The organism is Streptomyces odontotermitis (assembly GCF_050510915.1).
Classification (GTDB): domain Bacteria; phylum Actinomycetota; class Actinomycetes; order Streptomycetales; family Streptomycetaceae; genus Streptomyces.
The window spans coordinates 448,946-465,398 of record NZ_JBNJLS010000005.1 but is presented as its reverse complement, the minus strand read 5'-3'; the positions used below and the strand labels follow the sequence as shown (position 1 = coordinate 465,398).

The window sequence follows — 16,453 nt, the reverse complement described above, 5'->3', positions numbered from 1 at the left end:
CGCCATGAACTCCTTCAACTCCCTGATGGACGGCTTCGGTACGGCCCTCACGCCCGTCAATCTGCTGTGGGCCGCGATCGGTGTGCTCCTCGGCACCGCCATCGGCGTGCTGCCCGGCATCGGCCCCGCCATGGCCGTCGCGCTGCTCCTGCCGGTGACCTACGGGCTCGAACCCACCGGCGCGTTCATCATGTTCGCGGGCATCTACTACGGGGCGATGTTCGGCGGCTCCACGACCTCCATCCTGCTCAACACCCCGGGCGAGTCCGCCGCCGTGGTCGCCGCCATGGAGGGCAACCCGATGGCCAAGTCGGGCCGCGGCGCACAGGCGTTGGCGGCCGCCGCCATCGGCCACTTCGCGGGCGGCATGATCGGCACGGTGCTCCTGGTGGCACTCGCGCCCAAGGTCGCCTCGCTCGCCGTCGACATCGGGGCGCCGGACTACTTCGCCATCATGGTGCTCGCGTTCATCGCGGTGACGTCGGTGCTCGGTTCGTCCCGCATACGGGGCCTCGCGTCGCTCCTGATCGGGCTGACCATCGGCCTGGTGGGCCTCGACCAGATGACCGGCCAACAGCGGCTCACCTTCGGCTCGTTGCAGCTCGCCGACGGCATCGACGTCGTCATCGTCGCGGTCGGGCTCTTCGCGATCGGCGAGGCCCTGTGGGTCGCCGCACACCTGCGGCGCACCGGCGGCGAGGCCATTCCCGTGGGCCGCCCCTGGCTCGGCAAGCAGGACGTGAGGCGCACCTGGAAGTCCTGGCTGCGCGGCCCGCTGATCGGCTTCCCGTTCGGGGCGATCCCGGCGGGCGGCGCGGAGATCCCCACCTTCTTGTCGTACGTCACCGAGAAGCGGCTCTCGAAGCACAAGGAGGAGTGGGGCAAGGGCGCGATCGAGGGCGTGGCGGGACCGGAGTCGGCGTCCTCGGCGTCCGCGGCCGGAACTCTCGTGTCGATGCTGACACTCGGCCTTCCGACCACCGCCGTGGCGGCCGTGATGCTGGCCGCCTTCCAGCAGTACGGCATCCAGCCGGGCCCGCTCCTGTTCGAGCGCGAACCCGACCTGGTCTGGGGCCTGATCGCGTCCCTCTTCGTCGGCATGATCCTGCTCCTGGCCCTGAACCTCCCCCTGGCCCCGGTCTGGGCGAAGCTCCTGCGCATCCCCAGGCCCTACCTCTACGCGGGCATCCTCTTCTTCGCGGCGGTCGGCGCCTACGCGGTGGGCGGCGAGGCCCTGGACCTGGTGATCCTCCTGATCATCGGCCTGATCGGCTTCGGCATGCGGCGCTACGGACTCCCGGTGCTGCCCGCCGTGATCGGCGTGATCCTCGGCCCGGGCGCGGAACAGCAGCTGCGCCGCGCCCTGCAGATCAGCGACGGCAGCGTCAGCGGACTCGTGGACACCCCGTTCTCCGTGACGGTCTACGCGGTGATCGCGCTCATCGTGGCGTGGCCGCTGGTGCGAAAGCTGGTGGTGCGCAGGAGGCGGCGTGACGTAGACGTAGAGGCATGACTGGCGAGAACCCCCAGAGCGTGACCGCGCCCGCGGCCGTCCGCCCCGCGACCCCGGCCGACGTGCCCGCGGTGTCGGCCCTGATCGACGCCGCGTTCCGCCCCTACATCGCCCGCATCGGGCTCGTCCCCGCCCCGATGGAGCGGGACCACGCGGCGGACGTGGCGGCGGGCCGGGTGTACGTGACCGGCGACCCGGTCATCGGCGTCCTGGTCCTGCTCCCGCACGAGGACCACCTCTACCTGGACACCATCGCGGTCCACCCCGACGCCCACGGGCGCGGGGTGGGCCGCGCGCTGCTGCACTTCGTCGACCGCCACGCGCGCGGGCTCGGCCTGCCGGAGGTGCGGCTGCTCACCAACGCGCTGATGTGGGAGAACCAGAAGATCTATCCCCGGTACGGCTACGAGCTGGTGGAGCGCAGGGTGACAGGACCCTACGACCGCCTGCACTACCGCAAGAGGCTGCCAGGACCGCTCAGTCGAGGTTTCTGAGGGTTCCCCGTCCGGAGCTCCCGCGAGGCCGTCTCACCCGTCGGGCCACCAGGTCCGCTGGACGTCGCGGCGCACTTCCGGGCGCGGTCTGGCCCGCTCCTCGGTGTCCCGCTCCCGCTCGTCCCGCACCCGGCGGCTGCGGGTCTCGGACTTCACCACCGGCTTCTGCATGGTCACACGGCGCATGGCTGCCTCCTTGTACCTACGGGTTTCCCTGGTGGCAAGGCTGTAGACCTGTGCGGGGATGCTTTCTCATCGCAGGCCCGTTGTCAGTGGCGGGTGTCACCATCGGGGCATGGCAATCGATATGACCGCGATCACCGCGGTGAACTGGGACGACGAGGCCGAAACCTTCGACGACGAGCCGGACCACGGCCTGCGCGCCCCGGACATCCGCGCGGCCTGGGCCGCCCGCCTCACGAGCTGGCTCCCGCCCGCCCCCTCCACGCTCCTGGACCTGGGGTGCGGCACGGGCAGCCTCGCGCTCCTCGCCGCCGAGCGCGGCCACCGCGTCACGGCGGTCGACCTGGCGCCCAAGATGGTGGCCCGGGCCCGCGAGAAGTTCGCGGCGGCGGGCCAGGAGGCGGAGCTCCTGGTGGGCGACGCGGCCCTGCCTCCCGTGGCGGACCGCACCTTCGACGTCGTCCTCGCCCGTCACGTCCTGTGGATGCTCCCTGACCCGGAGGCGACGATCCGCCACTGGTCCACCCTGCTCCGCCCCGGCGGTCGCCTGATCCTCATCGAGGGCGTCTGGGGCACGCTGAGCCCGGCGGGCATCGAGGCCCGCCGCGTGACGGCGGCCCTGGCACCGCTGACCGCGGAGCTCAGGGTCGAGCGCCTCTCGGACGACCCGGCGCTGTGGGGGAGAGAGGTCGAGGACGAGCGGTACGCGGTGCTCGGGGTGCGGGCGTCAACGGACGGGTAGGCCCGTCGTCCTGGCCAGGTGTTCCAGGGTGTCCAGGGCCTGGAGGGCCGCTGTCGCCGCCGCGGGGTCCGTCGTGCGCAGGGCGCTTTCCTCGAACTCGTCCTCGTCCAGACGGATCACCTCGGTGCGGTCCGCCGAGCACCACAGGTCCAGGTCCAGGTCTTCCACCGAGAGGTGGGTGCCGTGCAGGGTCGCGGGGCGGGTGATGTCGCAGTACCAGCCCTTCAGGGTGCCGTCGGCCGCGTGGACCTCCTTCACCGAGTACCAGCGGTCGCGCCAGTAGTGCTCGGTGAAGACGTCGCCCGGCTCGAAGCGTACGAAGCCGAAGTCGCGGACCTTGTCCTCGTACGCCCATGGCGCCCGGACCGTGATGCGGGTGCCGTCGTCCTGGAGGAGGCTCGCCGGGTAACTCACCTTCTTGCGGCCCGACTTGAGGAGGGTGACCTGGATCGTCGTCATGGCCGTCGCCTCAAGGGAGCTGGTGGACATGGCGTACCTCCGTCGCGCAGATCTCGTAGCCGAACCAGTTGTTGATCGCCAGCATCGGCTCGTTGCCCGCGTCGTTGCCCGTGAACGCCTCCGTGCAGCCGGCCGCGCGGGCGCGGTGCAGCGAGTCGTTCTTGGCGAGCTTCGCCAGGCCGCGGCCCCGGTAGGCGCGGGCGGTGGCCGTCATGCCCGTCGAGTAGCGCGTGCCGTCGTCCGTGCGGGCCGCGCTGAACGCGACGGGGCGGCCGTCCGCCACGGCCACCGTGGTGAGTTCGTGGTTCTGGAGCGGGTGGTGCCAGGTCTCGGCCAGCCACTGCTCGTAGTCCGTGAACTCCGTGGGGATGTCGCCGGGTTCGTCCTCGACGGCCTCCGCGTCCAGGTCGAACAGGGGGCGCGGGTCGTCCGCGTAGTCCGCCGCCGTGCGCAGTTCCACTCCGGGGGGCGGCGGGGCCAGGGGAGGGAGCGTGCCCGTAGCCAGGTCGAGGCGGAGGAAGTGGGCGGGGCGGCGGGCCTCGTAGCCGCGGGCCGCGGCGAAGGCCAGGTTCTGCGGGGTCTCCAGGACCCAGGAGTAGACGGACGTCGCGCCCTCTCGCGCCAAGTGCTCCTCCGCCGTACGGAGGGTCAGCGAGCCCGCGCCCAGGCCGCGGTGGTCCGGGTGGACGTAGACATTGGCGAAGCCGAGGCCCGGCTCGGGGCTGTCGTGGGCGAGGCCCACCTGGGCCGTGCCGATGACCCGGCCCTCGTGCTCGGCCACCAGGAGGCGGTAGCGGGCGTCGGGGTGCGCGTGGGCCGCGTCGAACGCCACGGAGGCGGCGGTCGAGAGCATCGCGGGGACGGCGGCTCGGCGGACGTGGGCGAATGCCTCGGCGTCCACCTGGTTCTCGGGGTCCAGGTCGCGGACGATCACTGTCATGTGGTGGCACGGTACGGGGGCGTGGGGGTGGGCGCCTCTTGTTTTTCTTCCCCGATCCCGCCCCTTCCCGGCTGCATCCATGAGCTGAAAGGCCCCGGACGGGCTGGGGGAAGGGGGGTCGGCCGGTGGCTTCAGGTGGGAGACTCTGCCCGTGACCTTGAAGATCGATATTGATGGCCGGGGCGGGGGCGCCGCGCCCTATGAGCAGATCCGGGCCCAGATCGCCGAGCAGGCCCGCTCCGGCGTGCTGCCCGTCGGGTACAAGCTGCCCACCGTGCGCGGCTTCGCCGAGTCGCTGGGGCTTGCCGCGAACACCGTGGCCAAGGCGTACCGGGCCCTGGAGGCGGACGGCGTGATCGAGACGCGCGGGCGCAACGGGACCTTCGTCGCCGCCGCGGGGGACGCGGCGGCGAAGGGCGCGGCCGACGAGGCGCAGGCGTATGCCGAGCGGGTCCGGCGGCTCGGGCTGTCCGAGGAGGACGCCCTGGCCGCCGTACGGGACGCGCTGCGTGCCGCCTACGGGGACTCCGGCTGAACGCGGCGGGGCTGCCTACAGGTACAGCCCCCGGCGGGGCCGCCTACAGGTACAGCCCCGCGTCCGCGCCCTCCCGCGGGTCCGGGACCGACGTCGGGCCCGAGCCCCTGCGCAGCGCGAACAGCTCCGCCAGGGTGGAGCCCTCGCGGCCCACGCCCTCCTCGCGGCCCAGCCAGTTCACCGACTCCGTGCGCGTGAGCGGGCCCACCTCGATGCGGGCCAGGCAGCGGCCGGGGCGGACCACGGCGGGGTGGAGGCGCTCCAGGTCCTCGTTCGTCGTGACCCCGACCAGGACGTTGCGGCCCTGGCCGAGCAGCCCGTCCGTCAGGTTGAGGAGGCGGGAGAGGGCCTGGCCCGCCGTGTGCTTGGCCTCGCCGCGGATCAGCTCGTCGCAGTCCTCCAGGAGCAGCAGCCGCCAGCGGCCCTTCGCCGAGCCGTCGTCCTCGCCGATCGCGATGTCCATCAGATAGCCGACGTCCGAGAAGAGGCGCTCCGGGTCCAGGACGCAGTCGACCTGGCACCAGTCGCGCCAGGAGCGGGCGAGCGTGCGCAGCGCCGACGTCTTGCCCGTGCCGGGCGGGCCGTGCAGGAGGAGCAGGCGGCCCGAGATGTCCTCGGGCGCCGTCTTCATCAGCTTGTCCATCGCGTCGGCCACCGGCGCCGTGTAGTTCTCCCGCACCTCCTCCCACGTGCCCGCCGAGATCTGCCGGGTGGTGCGGTGCGGGCCGCGGCGCGGCGACACGTACCAGAACCCCATCGTCACGTTCTCCGGCTGGGGTTCGGGCTCGTCCTGCGCGCCGTCCGTCGCCTGCGCGACGACCGACTCGGCGAGCTCCGCCGTGGTCGCCGTGGCCGTCACGTCCGCGCCCCTGTTCCAGCGGGAGACGAGCAGCGTCCAGCCGTCGCCCTCGGCGAGCGTGGCGCTGCGGTCGTCGTCGCGGGCGGCGCGCAGCACCCGCGCGTTCTTGGGGAGCAGGGTGGAGCCGGACTTGACCCGGTCGATGTTGACGCTGTGCGAGAACGGCTGCTCCCCGGAGGCGAAGCGGCCGAGGAACAGCGCGTCCACGACGTCCGAGGGCGAGTCGCTGTCGTCGACGTTGAGCCGGATCGGCAGGGCGTCCTGAGGGTTCGCAGACATGCCGCCATGATCCGGCACCCATGCGTCTCGTGCATCCACATTCTGCAGTGCGTCCCGGATCGTGGGATCTGCCCCGGCTTGGGGGCACCTCACGCTGGGTCCGTGCGTCGTTACCGAGCTGTCGCGCGGAACCTGTGCTACCGCCAACTCGCGCCGATACGCTTGCCCCTGATGGGACGTCATGGGTGGAAATCGGGAGCGGGTCGGTGGCGCCTCACCGCTCTGCTCGGCGTTGGTGTGGCCGCACTGGCCCTGATCCTCACCGTCATCACCACACTGCCCGAGGGCAAGGGGGACACCACCGGAACCACGCGTGACGGCGACAAGGTGCACGGCACCCCCGAGGTCCCCGGAAAGACCGGCCCCGACGTGGGCTGGGGCTTCACGCACACCCGGTACAGCGCCGACCAGGGCGAGGACGGCGCCACCAAGAAGGTCGAGTCGCTGCTCTCCGACAAGAAGCGGCCCCTCCCGCAGAACCAGCACATCATGGGCTGGGGTGCGGGCAACCCCGAGCCGGTGAAGGGGCGTTACGACTTCTCCGAGCTGGACAGCCGCATCGACTTCATCCGCAGGACCGACGGCACGCCCGTCATCACCCTGTGCTGCTCTCCGGACTGGATGAAGGGCGGCAAGCCCGGCGCCGACAACACGGACTGGAGTCAGCCCGCCCTGGAGACGGCCCCCGAACCCGAGCACTACAAGGACTTCGCCCGGCTCGCCGGGACGATCGCGCGACGCTACCCGGACGTCAAGCACTTCATCGTGTGGAACGAGTTCAAGGGCTTCTGGAGCAACGAGAAGGGGCGCTGGGACTACGAGGGGTACACGGAGCTCTACAACCTCGTCTACAAGGAGCTCAAGAAGGTCGACAAGGACATCATGGTGGGCGGGCCCTACCTGGTGATGGACAGCGTCGACCCGCGCGACACCGAGGAGTCCTCGGACACCCTCAAGGGCCCCTGGGGACGCGTCGACCAGCGGATCATCGACGCCTTCGACTACTGGAACAAGAACAAGGCGGGCGCCGACTTCGTGGTCGTGGACGGCTCCAGCTACACCCGTGACGACGACATGATCCCGGACGAGTTCGGGGCCACGGACAAGTTCACGGCCGTGAGCCGGTGGGTGCGGAAGCAGACGGGCGGGCTGCCGTTGTGGTGGGCCGAGTACTACGTGGAGCCCGGTGACAGCAACGACGACCGGGACGGGTGGGCCGAGCGGCACCGGGTCGCCGTGCAGGCGTCGGGGATGATCGCGATGGCCAAGGGCGGGGTGAGCAGCGGGTTCTACTGGAATCCGCAGAACAGGGGGCGGGCGTGTGCGGGGTGTCTGTGGAGCTCCACGCAACTGGGTGACGGAGGGCGGGAGTTGCCCATGCTCGGTCTTGTGGAGCGGTTCGGGGACGCGTTTCCGCCCGGGACGAAGTTTCAGCGGGTGGCTGTCGCGGCGGATGACCGGCCCAATGTGAAGGTCCTCGCTGACGCGGAGGATCTTCTGGTGGTGAACACGCTTGATCGGACCATCAGCGCGAAGGTGGACGGGAAGCGGTTCGACATGGCGGGGTATGAGGTGAAGTGGCTGCGGAGGTAGGGCGCCGCCCGGCCTCCACAGCTGCTTCATCAGCTACTTCATCGTCAGGAACCGTTGGATCAGCGAAGCGAACAGCACCGACAGCAGAGGCAGCGAGAACCAGAAGCTGCTCTGGAGCCAGCGGACCTTGCGCACGCTCGGCGCCGCCGCGACCCGAACCACCTCCCGCGCCGTCAGCAACAGCACCAGCGCGATCGCCGCCAGCGCCCCCACCACCGACCACGGCGTCCACGTCACCTGCGGGCCGATCGGGCCCGGATCCGCCTTCTGGACCTTGCCGTCCGGCTGGTTCCGCAGCGCGTAGATGCTCGCGTCCTTGTGGGAGAAGACCTTCTTCAGCTCCGCCCGGTGGTCGAGGTTGCTCAGCAGCCGGGACTCCCACGACCGTGAATAGCCCACGTCCAGCTGGAGGTAGACCGACTGGCTGCGGTTGACCATCAGGTACGACTGCGGGCCCGCGTCCTTGAGGGCCTTGACCAGGCTGGAGACGAGGACCGGGTCGGCGGGGGCCAGCGTCGGGACGTACTGGACCTTCTCCATGTCGCGGGTGCCCCACGGCATCGCCGGTGTCACGTCGTTGATCGTGTCGTTGGTCATCCAGAGCAGCCGTACCGTCGGGGAGTCGTGGTCGTAGATGTAGTTCATCGCGGCCACTTCGCCCGGTCTGACGCGCTCGAAGGGCTCGTTGCCCCAGCGCGCCACCAGGAAGCCGCCCATCAGGAGCAGGCCCGCCATGAGCGCGGCCAGCGGTGCGAGGCTCACGCGGTCCTTGTCCCGCTCCTCGGGGGTGATGCCCGTGCGCGGGAAGAGGGCCAGACCGGCGAGCAGCGCCGCGCCCGGGAGCGCGAACATGAAGACGCGCAGGGCCATTTCGCCGCCGTACGACTGCATGCCGAAGCCCAGGAACGGGATGAACGCGAGGACGAGCAGCGAGCGTTCGCTGTACTTGTGGTCGCGCCTGCGCCACCACCCCCAGCAGGCGAACGCCATCACCCCGCCCGCCAGCAGCACGCGCACGTACAGCACCAGCTTGTGGCTCGAACTGCCGCCCTCCATGCGGCCGGAGACGGAGGACGAGACGTTGCCGCCGACGCCGCCCACCCCGCCGAACAGCTCGTCGAAGTGCCCGGACCAGTACGGCTCCGCGAAGAAGCCCACCCAGACGGCGACGAGGACCGCGAACAGCATGGGCAGGCCGCGCAGTTCGCAGCGGCCCACGATGACGAGGACGGCCAGGACGCCCAGCATCACGAACGGGGTCAGCTGGTGGGCCGGGACCGTCGCCGCGAACAGGGCGACCAGGACGAGGAGCAGCACCGCGCGCTGGCGGCGGTCCGTCGGCTCGACCTCCGCCTCGCCGGGCCGGCGCCGGCCCCAGAGCATGCGCGGGGCCCGGAACCAGACGAGCAGCACCGCCACGAAGCTCAGGTAGAGGAGGTAGGTGAAGCCCTGCGGCGAGAAGTAGTCCTGGCCCACCCAGCCGCTCAGGACGAAGATCCACAGCCCGGTCCACTTGGCGCGCCAGCTCGCCCGCAGTGAGCGCAGGAGCAGGAACATCGGCGCCAGGTAGAGGAGTTGCATGGTCAGGGGCCACCAGCGGATGACCTCCGTCAAGTCGCCGACGCCGCATGCCTTCGCGACGAACGCGGCCGCCGCGAAGAACCCGGGCCAGCTCCAGCGCGCGTCCAGGTCCGGCACCGCGGAACCGGTCCTGTCGATGTACTCCAGGAAGCCGAGGTGCTGGTACGCCGTCGCGAACCGGGGCTCGGCCTCCAGGACGGCGGGCAGCGCGTGCAGCGACACCACCGTGGCCAGCAGTGTCACCAGGAGCAGCTTCTTGTGCTGCTGCTCCGCCCACAGCAGCGCCCCGAACACCACGACGAGCAGCGCGGCCCCGAGCAGCGTGGCCTTCGGCAGGACGGAGATCAGGCCGAGCCCGCCCATGTCGTCGAGCCCCGACTCCCCGATGCCGAGCGCGGGCAGCCAGTAGAGGGCCAGCGCCGCGACGAGGAGCAGGCCGAGGGCGAGGAGGCGGTGGTGCCCGCGCCTCCCGGCGTCCTCGGGGCCGAGGTCCAGGGGGCCGAAGGCGTCCGCGGGGGGCTCCGGCCGCTCGGGTGCCTGCGGTGGTACGGCCACGGACGCCGTGCCCGAGGCGGGACTTGAGGCCGTGCTGGCCGTCGTACGCGGGCTTGCGTCCGTATACGTACGAGGGGTCGGTGGCGACTCTGTGGCCGGCGTGGCCGGCGTGGTCGGTGTGCCCCTGGACGGGGTGAACGGTGTCCGCAGGGCCCACGTCGGCCGGTGGTCGTGGTGGTGGTCCTGCTCGCCGAGGTTCCCGACGCGCGTGCCGCCGCTCGGCGTCCCGGGCCAGGGGCGTACGTCCGGGCGGCGCTCCTGGTGGTCGACGTCGAGCTGCACGGCGAGGTGCAGGGTGTCGGAGTCCAGGGTCTCGCGCAGCGCCCACGCGGGGCCGTGGCGCTCGCCCTTCGCCGTCTTCGCGGCCTTCGCGGTATTCGTCGTGTCCGTGCTCGGTGCGGGGCCCTGCCCGGGTGCCTTCGCCCGTACCTCCGGCGCCGGGACGTCCGGCGTGCCCAGGTCGGCGAGGTCGCCGTCCGGGGCCGTGCCCGCGGGCACCGGCTCGGCGGGTGCGGCCGTGCGCAGGACACGCAGCAGCTTCGGGGCGGCGATCGCGACGATCACCGTGAGGCTGGAGATCTCCGCGACCCCGGCGCCGGTGAGCCCCATCGAGGGCAGCAGGGCCAGGGTGAGGGAGAGGACCAGGACACACAACAGGCCCTGCAGCCAGGCGAGTCCGGAGGTACGGCTCTGTGCGCGCAGGACCGCGAAGTACGTCTCCATGACGACTCTCAGGAGCGCTCCCACCGCGAACCAGCGCAGCAGCGGCGTCGCCGCGTCCGCGTACGCCTCGCCGAAGACGCGCAGGACGTACGGCGCCCCGAGGAAGAGCAGGCCGCACACCGGCAGCATGATCCGCGCCATCCGGCCGAGCGCCGCCCGGGTGTTGGCGGCGAGCGTCGCCGGGTCGTGGGAGCCCTCGACGGTCAGCGAGGCGCCCATGTTGATGGCGAGCAGGTTGACGGTGCCGCCGATGGTGGTGGTGACGTAGAAGTACGCGTTGTCCTGCGAGCTGACCTGCGAGGCGATGATCACCGGGACGAGGTAGACGACGGCCAGCGAGAACAGCGAGCCGGTGTAGTCGCCCGCGAGGAAGCGGCCCATCTCGCGCAGCGACGGCGGCTGTGCCCTGCCGTCCGTGAGCCGGACGTGCCGGGGCACCAGACGCCGGAACACCAGCCAGCCGAGCGGCACCACGGACACCGCGATCGCGGCCACCCACGACACGAAGACCCCGGCCGTCGGGATCGCCGCCGCGATCGCGATCAGGAGCCCCAGCTTCACCGTGGAGAACACCGTGTTGCCGACCGGCACCCACAGCGCGCTGCGCAGCCCCGTCAGGACGCCGTCCTGGAGGGTCAGCAGCGACCAGGCGACGACGGCCGCGATGAAGCCGATCCCGTGCACCGGCCCGTGCAGGAAGCGGTACGAGGGCCCCCACCAGTCGAGCGTGAGCAGGAAGACGAGCGCGGCGAACGCGACGGCGGCCGAACTCCCCGCGTACGTACGGAAGATGAGCCGACCCGTGTACCGTCCGGCGACCGGGATGAAGCGGGCCAGGGCGCCCGTCAGGGTCACGGCGGTGAGTCCCGCGAGGAACTTCATCGCCGCGATCGCCGCCGAGCCCTGGCCGACCGCCGAGTCCGAGTAGTAGCGGGCGGCGGCCAGCCAGAAGCCGACGCCGAGCACACCGGAGATGCCGGTGTTGAGCATGAGCGCGTAGGCGTTGCGGAAGAGCTGGTTGCCGCCGTCGGCGCCGCCCGGACTCATGCGCTTCTTGCCGTCCTTGCTGTTCCTGCCGCCCCGCGGCCCGCGCCCGAGGCCGGGCAGCCGCAGCCTGCGGCCGGCCGGGGTCGCGGGCCCGGTCGCGGTGGTCGCGGACTCCTGGGCGGTGGTCGTGTCAGACACGGGAGCTGTCGGCCTTTCGGCGGAGCTGTCGGGCTCTGCGGACCACGGCGTACCCCTTGGTGAGGGCACGGTCCCTGGCGAAGGTGCGGGCGATCGCGTGCCCCTCGATCAGGTGCGCGAACTCCGCGGCCCCGGTGGTGCGGCGGACCGTCACCCGGCGCAGCGCGTACGGGCCCTGGTCGCGCCGCGCCAGGTCGTTGCCGACGGCGAGCGACTGCGCGAAGCCCGCCGCCCGCACGGCGTCGCGCACCCGGCGGCTGGAGTAGCCGTAGGGGTAGGCGAACGACCGTGGCGCGGTGCCGAGTTCGGCGGCGACGATCTCCCGGCAGCGCAGCAGCTCGAACCAGAGGTCGTCCCGCGGCAGCTGGTCGAGCTCGGGGTGGGTGTGGCTGTGGCCGCCGATCTCCACGCCCTGCGCGGCCAGTTCGCGCACCTGGTCCCAGTCCAGCATCAGATCGAGGCCGCCGCCGGTGTCGTACGCGCCGCGCAGCCAGCCCGTGGAGACGAACAGGGTCGCCGTGAAGCCGTACTTGGCGAGCACCGGCAGGGCGTGCCGGTGCACTCCCTCGTAGCCGTCGTCGAAGGTGATCAGGACGGGCCGGACCGGCAGCGGCCCGCCCGAGCGCCAGGCGGCGCCCAGCCGGGCGGTGGACAGCGGCGTGAAACCGCGCTCGCACAGCGTCTCCATCTGCTCGGTGAACGCCTCCGGGGACACCGAGAGGGTCTCCGTCGACGGCGTCGGGCGCCGGGACACCGAGTGGTACATGAGGATGGGCACGGGCCCGCTCATGCCGCCTCGCCTCCCCCCAGAGCCGTCGTCCCGGGCGTGGGCCCCGCCTGCTCCGCCGAGCCCGCGGCCCTGCCCGCCTCCACGCTCGGCGGTATCCGGAAGGCGGCTCCGGACCCGCGCGCGCGGACGCTCCCGACTACGTACCCCCCGGCCGCCGTCACCACTCCCGTCACGATCGCGCCCGCGCGCCCCGCGCCGCCCCTGCGGCCGAGCAGCGCGTCCCGCAGTCCGCGCGCCACCCCGGCGGGCAGCACGCGCGTGGCGTACCGGCGCTCCGACTCAAGTCCCTTGTCGGTGCCGACACTTCGGGCCACCAGTGCCTTGGAGAGGCCCTCCGCGTAGGCCCGGGTGCGGAAGTAGCGGAAGCGCTCGCGGGCGGCCGGGACCCGGTGGTGGATCACGGCGCTGTCGTCGATGAGCAGGATCGCGTCCGGTCTGGCGCGGGTGAGGCGGATGCACAGCTCGGTCTCCTCGCAGCCGAGCGGGCGCTTGTCGCCGTCGCGCCCGATGCCCGTGGCGAAGCCGCCCGCCGCGTCGAAGGCGGTGCGGCGGAACGAGGCGTTGCCGCCCAGGACGTTGCGGACCCGCACCCTGCCCTCGGGCAGGCCCTTGTACGTGCAGCCCACCACCCAGTCGAACTCCTCCGGGAACCAGTCAGGGCGGCGCCGCGACTCCCACACCGGCATGGTGCGCCCGCCGACCGCCATGACCCGGGGGTCGGCGTACCCGGCGGCGAAGTGGCGCAGCCAGTCCCGCTCGGCGACGGCGTCGTCGTCGAGGAACGCGAGGATCTCGCCCGCGGCGGCCGTGATGCCGGTGTTGCGGCCCGAGGACAGGCCGCGGGGGCCCGCGTTGGCGAGCACCCGCACCCCGTCCGTCTCCTTGTACTCCCGGGTGAGGCGGTCCAGGAGCGAGGCGTTGTGATCCACCACGAGGAGCGTCTCCAGGGCCGCGAGGGACTGGGCGCGCACCGAGGAGACCGCCGCGAGGATGTCCTCCCAGCGCTCCTCGGTGTACACGCAGATGATCACCGAGATCCGGCAGCTTCCGGTCAAGACGCCTCTCCCTGGCCCGCGGACACCGCCACGGCACGGGCGAGCCTGCGCCGCTCGCGACGGCCCGAGCGCTCGCTGAGGATCACTCTGAGGACGCGGATGCCGTCGCGCACGGCCCGCAGATTGCTCACGCCGTGGATGCGCAGGTACTCGTGGCTCGGAATCTCCTGGACCCGCAGCCCGGCCTTGACGACGCGGATGTTCATCAGCGTCTCGACCTCGAAGCCCGTGCAGTCCAGGTCGATCTTGTCGAGGCACTGCCGCCAGAAGGCGTTGTAGCCGTAGCACAGGTCGGTGTAGCGGGCGCCGAACTTGGCGTTGACCACCGTGCACAGCGCCCAGTTGCCGAGCTTGCGGACCGGCGTCATGTCGTCCGTGCCGCCGCCGTTGGCGAAGCGGGAGCCCTTGGCGAAGTCGGCGCCCGAGACCAGGGCGGAGACATAGCTGACGATCTCGTGGCCGTCGGCCGAGCCGTCCGCGTCGACCATCACGATGATGTCGCCCGTGCAGGCGTTGAAGCCCGTGATCAGGGCGTCCCCCTTGCCCTTGCCGAGCTGGCGCACGACCTTCACGTCCGGCCACAGCTCGCGCGCGACCGCCACCGTGTCATCGGTCGAATTGCCGTCCACCAGGACGACTTCATGGATCCACTCGGGCAGCGTCTTGAAGACGTACGGAAGGTTCTCCGCCTCGTTCATGGCCGGAATCACGACGCTCACCGGCGGTGCTATCGCGAGGTGCGAGGAGACCGGCCGGTACTTCCTCGTGCTCGCGGTGCCTGCTGACGGCTCGAGCGCTGACGGCTCGATCAAGGAATCCTGCCCCGGCTCGACCGGGCGCACGAAAGAAGTCATTGAGTCTGTCCCTCTCGTCCGGTGGACCGCCCGCCCCCGGGCGGTCCGGATGTCTGTCCGGTTCGAAAGAGGGGGTTCTCACTCAGCCATCACGAAATTGATCTCCACGACGGAATTGATCTCCGAATGGGAGTTCCGAGCAGGCCAATTGAGCTGGCTTGGCTGGCGTGAGCCCCTGGAAGCGGACCCCGCCGACCGCGGCACGCGACCCGGCATAGGCGCATCACCGGGCACGGCACCCCCCTACCGCGCCCCGCCCCGGATCCCTCGTGGTCTTGAGCCCTCCCCCTAGACCGTTGCCGATGGACCGATGCGGGTGGATGTACGACGGTATTGATGATTGAGCCCGTATGGCAAGACCTGGAACATGGTCCCGCTTTTTTGTTGATTTGGCCATTCTTTACCGTTGTATACGGACCGCGCTATTCCTGGTTTCTTGAACGGATCTTTCCCAGCCGTTTGAGCAGCCGGTCGGCCGGATCAAAGAATTCCGGCCGCGCCAGCACGGTGTTGCGCAGCGCCCGGACCGGGGCGCGCCGCGCCCTGTGCCCGATCGCCACCGGGTGACGCAGCGCCACCCACCCCTCGGACACGGTGAGTTCGCGTGTCTTGAGGGAGTCCTTGTATTCCTTCACGCCCCGGCCGAGGTCCAGGTAGGCGATGCCGTCGGCGGCGGCCGCCTCGGCCATGCGCAGATGCAGGATCAGACCGGGGGAGTACTTCGAGAACGCCGGGTCGTACGCCGGGAACCAGCACGCGAGGATCCGCTCGGAGCGGAGTCCGAAGTGCGCGGCGACCGGCACGTCACCGGCGTAGAGGACGGAGAGGACGCCCGCGAACGGGGCGGTCCTGGTGTGGAAGAGCCGCTGCACGAGGCGGGTGATCCACTCGTGCGCGAAGCGGTCGCTGCGGCCGGTGCGCCGGTACTGCGCGGACTTCCACGCCATCAGCGTGCGCAGCCGCTCCGGGTTCCGCTCGTCGTGCACGTAGCGCACCTCGCCGTGGTCGCGGCCGAGCTTGCGCTGCTTGGCGAGCGTCGTACGGGTGAACTTCGGTGACTGCTCGCGCAGTTGGGCCAGATACGCCTCGTACCCCTGGTCGAGGTCCATGACGGGGGACGGATAGCTGCCGGAGGCGCCGGCCGCGAACGGGGCCTGGCCCTCCGTGAGGTGGTCGAACTCCCACACCGCGAGCCCGCAGGCCCGCAGCAGCTCCCGGGCGTCCCAGGTGAAGCCGGGCCGGTGCACCAGGCCCTGGCAGTCGGACACGCCCAGGCCGATGGCCCGGCCGACGCCGGTGGTGGATCTCTGGAACGGGAAGAACGCCGCGGGCTCACCGTCCTCGCGCAGCACCGCGATCCGCACACCCCGCCGCACCTGCCCCATCGCGAGCGTGAACTCGGGGGAGAGGAACGGATTCGCCAGCTCCGGAAGGCCGTTCAGATGGGCCTTCGACTGGAGCGCCGTCCAGGAGAGACGGTCGGCTTCGGTGAGTTCGCCGGGGCGGTGCACGGTGATGTCCACGTCAGGATGTCCGCCTTCTCGCCGTACGGCGACGCAGCCGCCGCATGAGTGTCAGCAGGTGGATGAGCGCGGAGAGCAGGCCGACGATGACGACGCCGCCGCGCACCGACCACGTGTGCAGCGCGAGCAGTGTCTGCGCGGTCAGCAGATTGACCGCGACGGCGCCGGACACGGCGGCCACGGCACGGCCCCAGGGGTCAAGTCCCTCCAGACAGGCGCCGATCGCGGCACCGGGAGCGGCGAGCAGGAAGAAGAGCACGAAGGGGGCGCGCAGGGGCGAGGTGATGTCCGTGAGCGCGAGCATCGCGCCGACCGCGCCGACGGCGACGGCCGCACCCGCGAGCAGCGGCAGCACATCTGTGTGACGGCCCTGGCCGCGGCCCTGTCTGCCGCTCTCCCCGGTGTCTGATGACAACGACTTGATCCCTAACGTCTGCATTGGCGACTTTGCCCCCTGAAGCGCCGGATGCCGGGCTTCAATGTCGCGCAGTCCCCGGGGACCCGTCAAGACGGGGAAGTCGGCCGCCTGCGACCGCGGCCGAGGTGCCTCGGACGGGGAAGAGTTATGACGGGACGTTCCTCAACCCGCC

15 protein-coding genes are annotated in these 16,453 nt (G+C 71.4%); 5 read left to right on the top strand and 10 right to left on the bottom strand.

All coding sequences use genetic code 11. From position 1 onward, the window contains the following. Positions 1-4 precede the first annotated feature (4 nt). The gene (locus ACQB60_RS18100) at positions 5-1,513 is read left to right on the top strand and encodes a tripartite tricarboxylate transporter permease (protein ID WP_496927011.1); all 1,509 of its coding nucleotides are present in this window, start codon (positions 5-7) and stop codon (positions 1,511-1,513) included. Further along, complete coding sequence (locus ACQB60_RS18095; protein ID WP_496927010.1) at positions 1,510-2,007, top strand: GNAT family N-acetyltransferase; 498 nt, start codon at positions 1,510-1,512, stop codon at positions 2,005-2,007. The genes ACQB60_RS18100 and ACQB60_RS18095 overlap by 4 nt, the downstream gene beginning before the upstream one ends. Positions 2,008-2,040: 33 nt before the next feature. Here ACQB60_RS18095 and ACQB60_RS18090 read toward each other — a convergent pair whose 3' ends face one another. Further along, on the bottom strand, positions 2,041-2,193 hold the full coding sequence (locus tag ACQB60_RS18090) for a hypothetical protein (protein ID WP_496927009.1): 153 nt from the start codon (positions 2,191-2,193) through the stop codon (positions 2,041-2,043). 109 nt (positions 2,194-2,302) lie between these two features. Between ACQB60_RS18090 and ACQB60_RS18085 the strand changes: the two genes are divergently transcribed. Further along, positions 2,303-2,932 carry a class I SAM-dependent methyltransferase gene (locus ACQB60_RS18085; RefSeq protein WP_496927008.1) on the top strand — a complete coding sequence of 210 codons (630 nt, stop codon included), beginning with the start codon at positions 2,303-2,305 and terminating at the stop codon, positions 2,930-2,932. Here ACQB60_RS18085 and ACQB60_RS18080 read toward each other — a convergent pair. Together ACQB60_RS18080 and ACQB60_RS18075 are read right to left on the bottom strand one after the other, a co-directional pair. After that, positions 2,918-3,421, bottom strand: coding sequence for a ribonuclease FAU-1 family protein (locus ACQB60_RS18080; protein ID WP_496927007.1), 504 nt, complete (start codon positions 3,419-3,421; stop codon positions 2,918-2,920). The two genes, ACQB60_RS18085 and ACQB60_RS18080, sit on opposite strands and share 15 nt — an antisense overlap. Further along, positions 3,402-4,331, bottom strand: a complete 930-nt coding sequence (locus tag ACQB60_RS18075; RefSeq protein ID WP_496927006.1) for a GNAT family N-acetyltransferase — start codon at positions 4,329-4,331, stop codon at positions 3,402-3,404. The genes ACQB60_RS18080 and ACQB60_RS18075 overlap by 20 nt, the downstream gene beginning before the upstream one ends. A gap of 151 nt (positions 4,332-4,482) precedes the next feature. On the opposite strand from ACQB60_RS18075, the gene ACQB60_RS18070 reads away from it, so the two are divergent. Beyond that, the gene (locus ACQB60_RS18070; RefSeq protein ID WP_496927005.1) at positions 4,483-4,866 is read left to right on the top strand and encodes a GntR family transcriptional regulator; all 384 of its coding nucleotides are present in this window, start codon (positions 4,483-4,485) and stop codon (positions 4,864-4,866) included. A gap of 43 nt (positions 4,867-4,909) precedes the next feature. On the opposite strand, the gene ACQB60_RS18065 is transcribed toward ACQB60_RS18070, so the two are convergent. Beyond that, complete coding sequence (locus ACQB60_RS18065) at positions 4,910-6,004, bottom strand: DUF5925 domain-containing protein (RefSeq protein WP_496927004.1); 1,095 nt, start codon at positions 6,002-6,004, stop codon at positions 4,910-4,912. A 171-nt stretch (positions 6,005-6,175) separates the two neighbouring features. Here ACQB60_RS18065 and ACQB60_RS18060 point away from each other — a divergent pair, with 171 nt between their 5' ends. Beyond that, a complete protein-coding gene (locus ACQB60_RS18060; protein ID WP_496927003.1) occupies positions 6,176-7,597 on the top strand; it encodes a xylan 1,4-beta-xylosidase in 1,422 nt (473 codons plus the stop codon). Positions 7,598-7,630: 33 nt separating this feature from the next. Here the strand turns inward: ACQB60_RS18060 and ACQB60_RS18055 are convergent, their stop codons facing one another. From ACQB60_RS18055 to ACQB60_RS18030, 6 genes are all read right to left on the bottom strand, one after another. Continuing rightward, a complete protein-coding gene (locus tag ACQB60_RS18055; protein WP_496927002.1) occupies positions 7,631-11,641 on the bottom strand; it encodes a lipopolysaccharide biosynthesis protein in 4,011 nt (1,336 codons plus the stop codon). Continuing rightward, positions 11,634-12,431 carry a polysaccharide deacetylase family protein gene (locus tag ACQB60_RS18050; protein WP_496927001.1) on the bottom strand — a complete coding sequence of 266 codons (798 nt, stop codon included), beginning with the start codon at positions 12,429-12,431 and terminating at the stop codon, positions 11,634-11,636. Before ACQB60_RS18050 ends, ACQB60_RS18055 begins: the two co-directional genes overlap by 8 nt. Then, complete coding sequence (locus tag ACQB60_RS18045; protein ID WP_496927000.1) at positions 12,428-13,486, bottom strand: glycosyltransferase family 2 protein; 1,059 nt, start codon at positions 13,484-13,486, stop codon at positions 12,428-12,430. Before ACQB60_RS18045 ends, ACQB60_RS18050 begins: the two co-directional genes overlap by 4 nt. Continuing rightward, positions 13,483-14,340: a glycosyltransferase family 2 protein gene (locus tag ACQB60_RS18040; RefSeq protein WP_496926999.1), complete on the bottom strand. Its 858-nt coding sequence runs from the start codon at positions 14,338-14,340 to the stop codon at positions 13,483-13,485. Before ACQB60_RS18040 ends, ACQB60_RS18045 begins: the two co-directional genes overlap by 4 nt. Positions 14,341-14,762: 422 nt before the next feature. Beyond that, positions 14,763-15,863: a GNAT family N-acetyltransferase gene (locus tag ACQB60_RS18035; RefSeq protein ID WP_496926998.1), complete on the bottom strand. Its 1,101-nt coding sequence runs from the start codon at positions 15,861-15,863 to the stop codon at positions 14,763-14,765. 1 nt (position 15,864) lies between these two features. Beyond that, positions 15,865-16,278 carry a hypothetical protein gene (locus ACQB60_RS18030; protein WP_496926997.1) on the bottom strand — a complete coding sequence of 138 codons (414 nt, stop codon included), beginning with the start codon at positions 16,276-16,278 and terminating at the stop codon, positions 15,865-15,867. Positions 16,279-16,453: the final 175 nt, after the last annotated feature.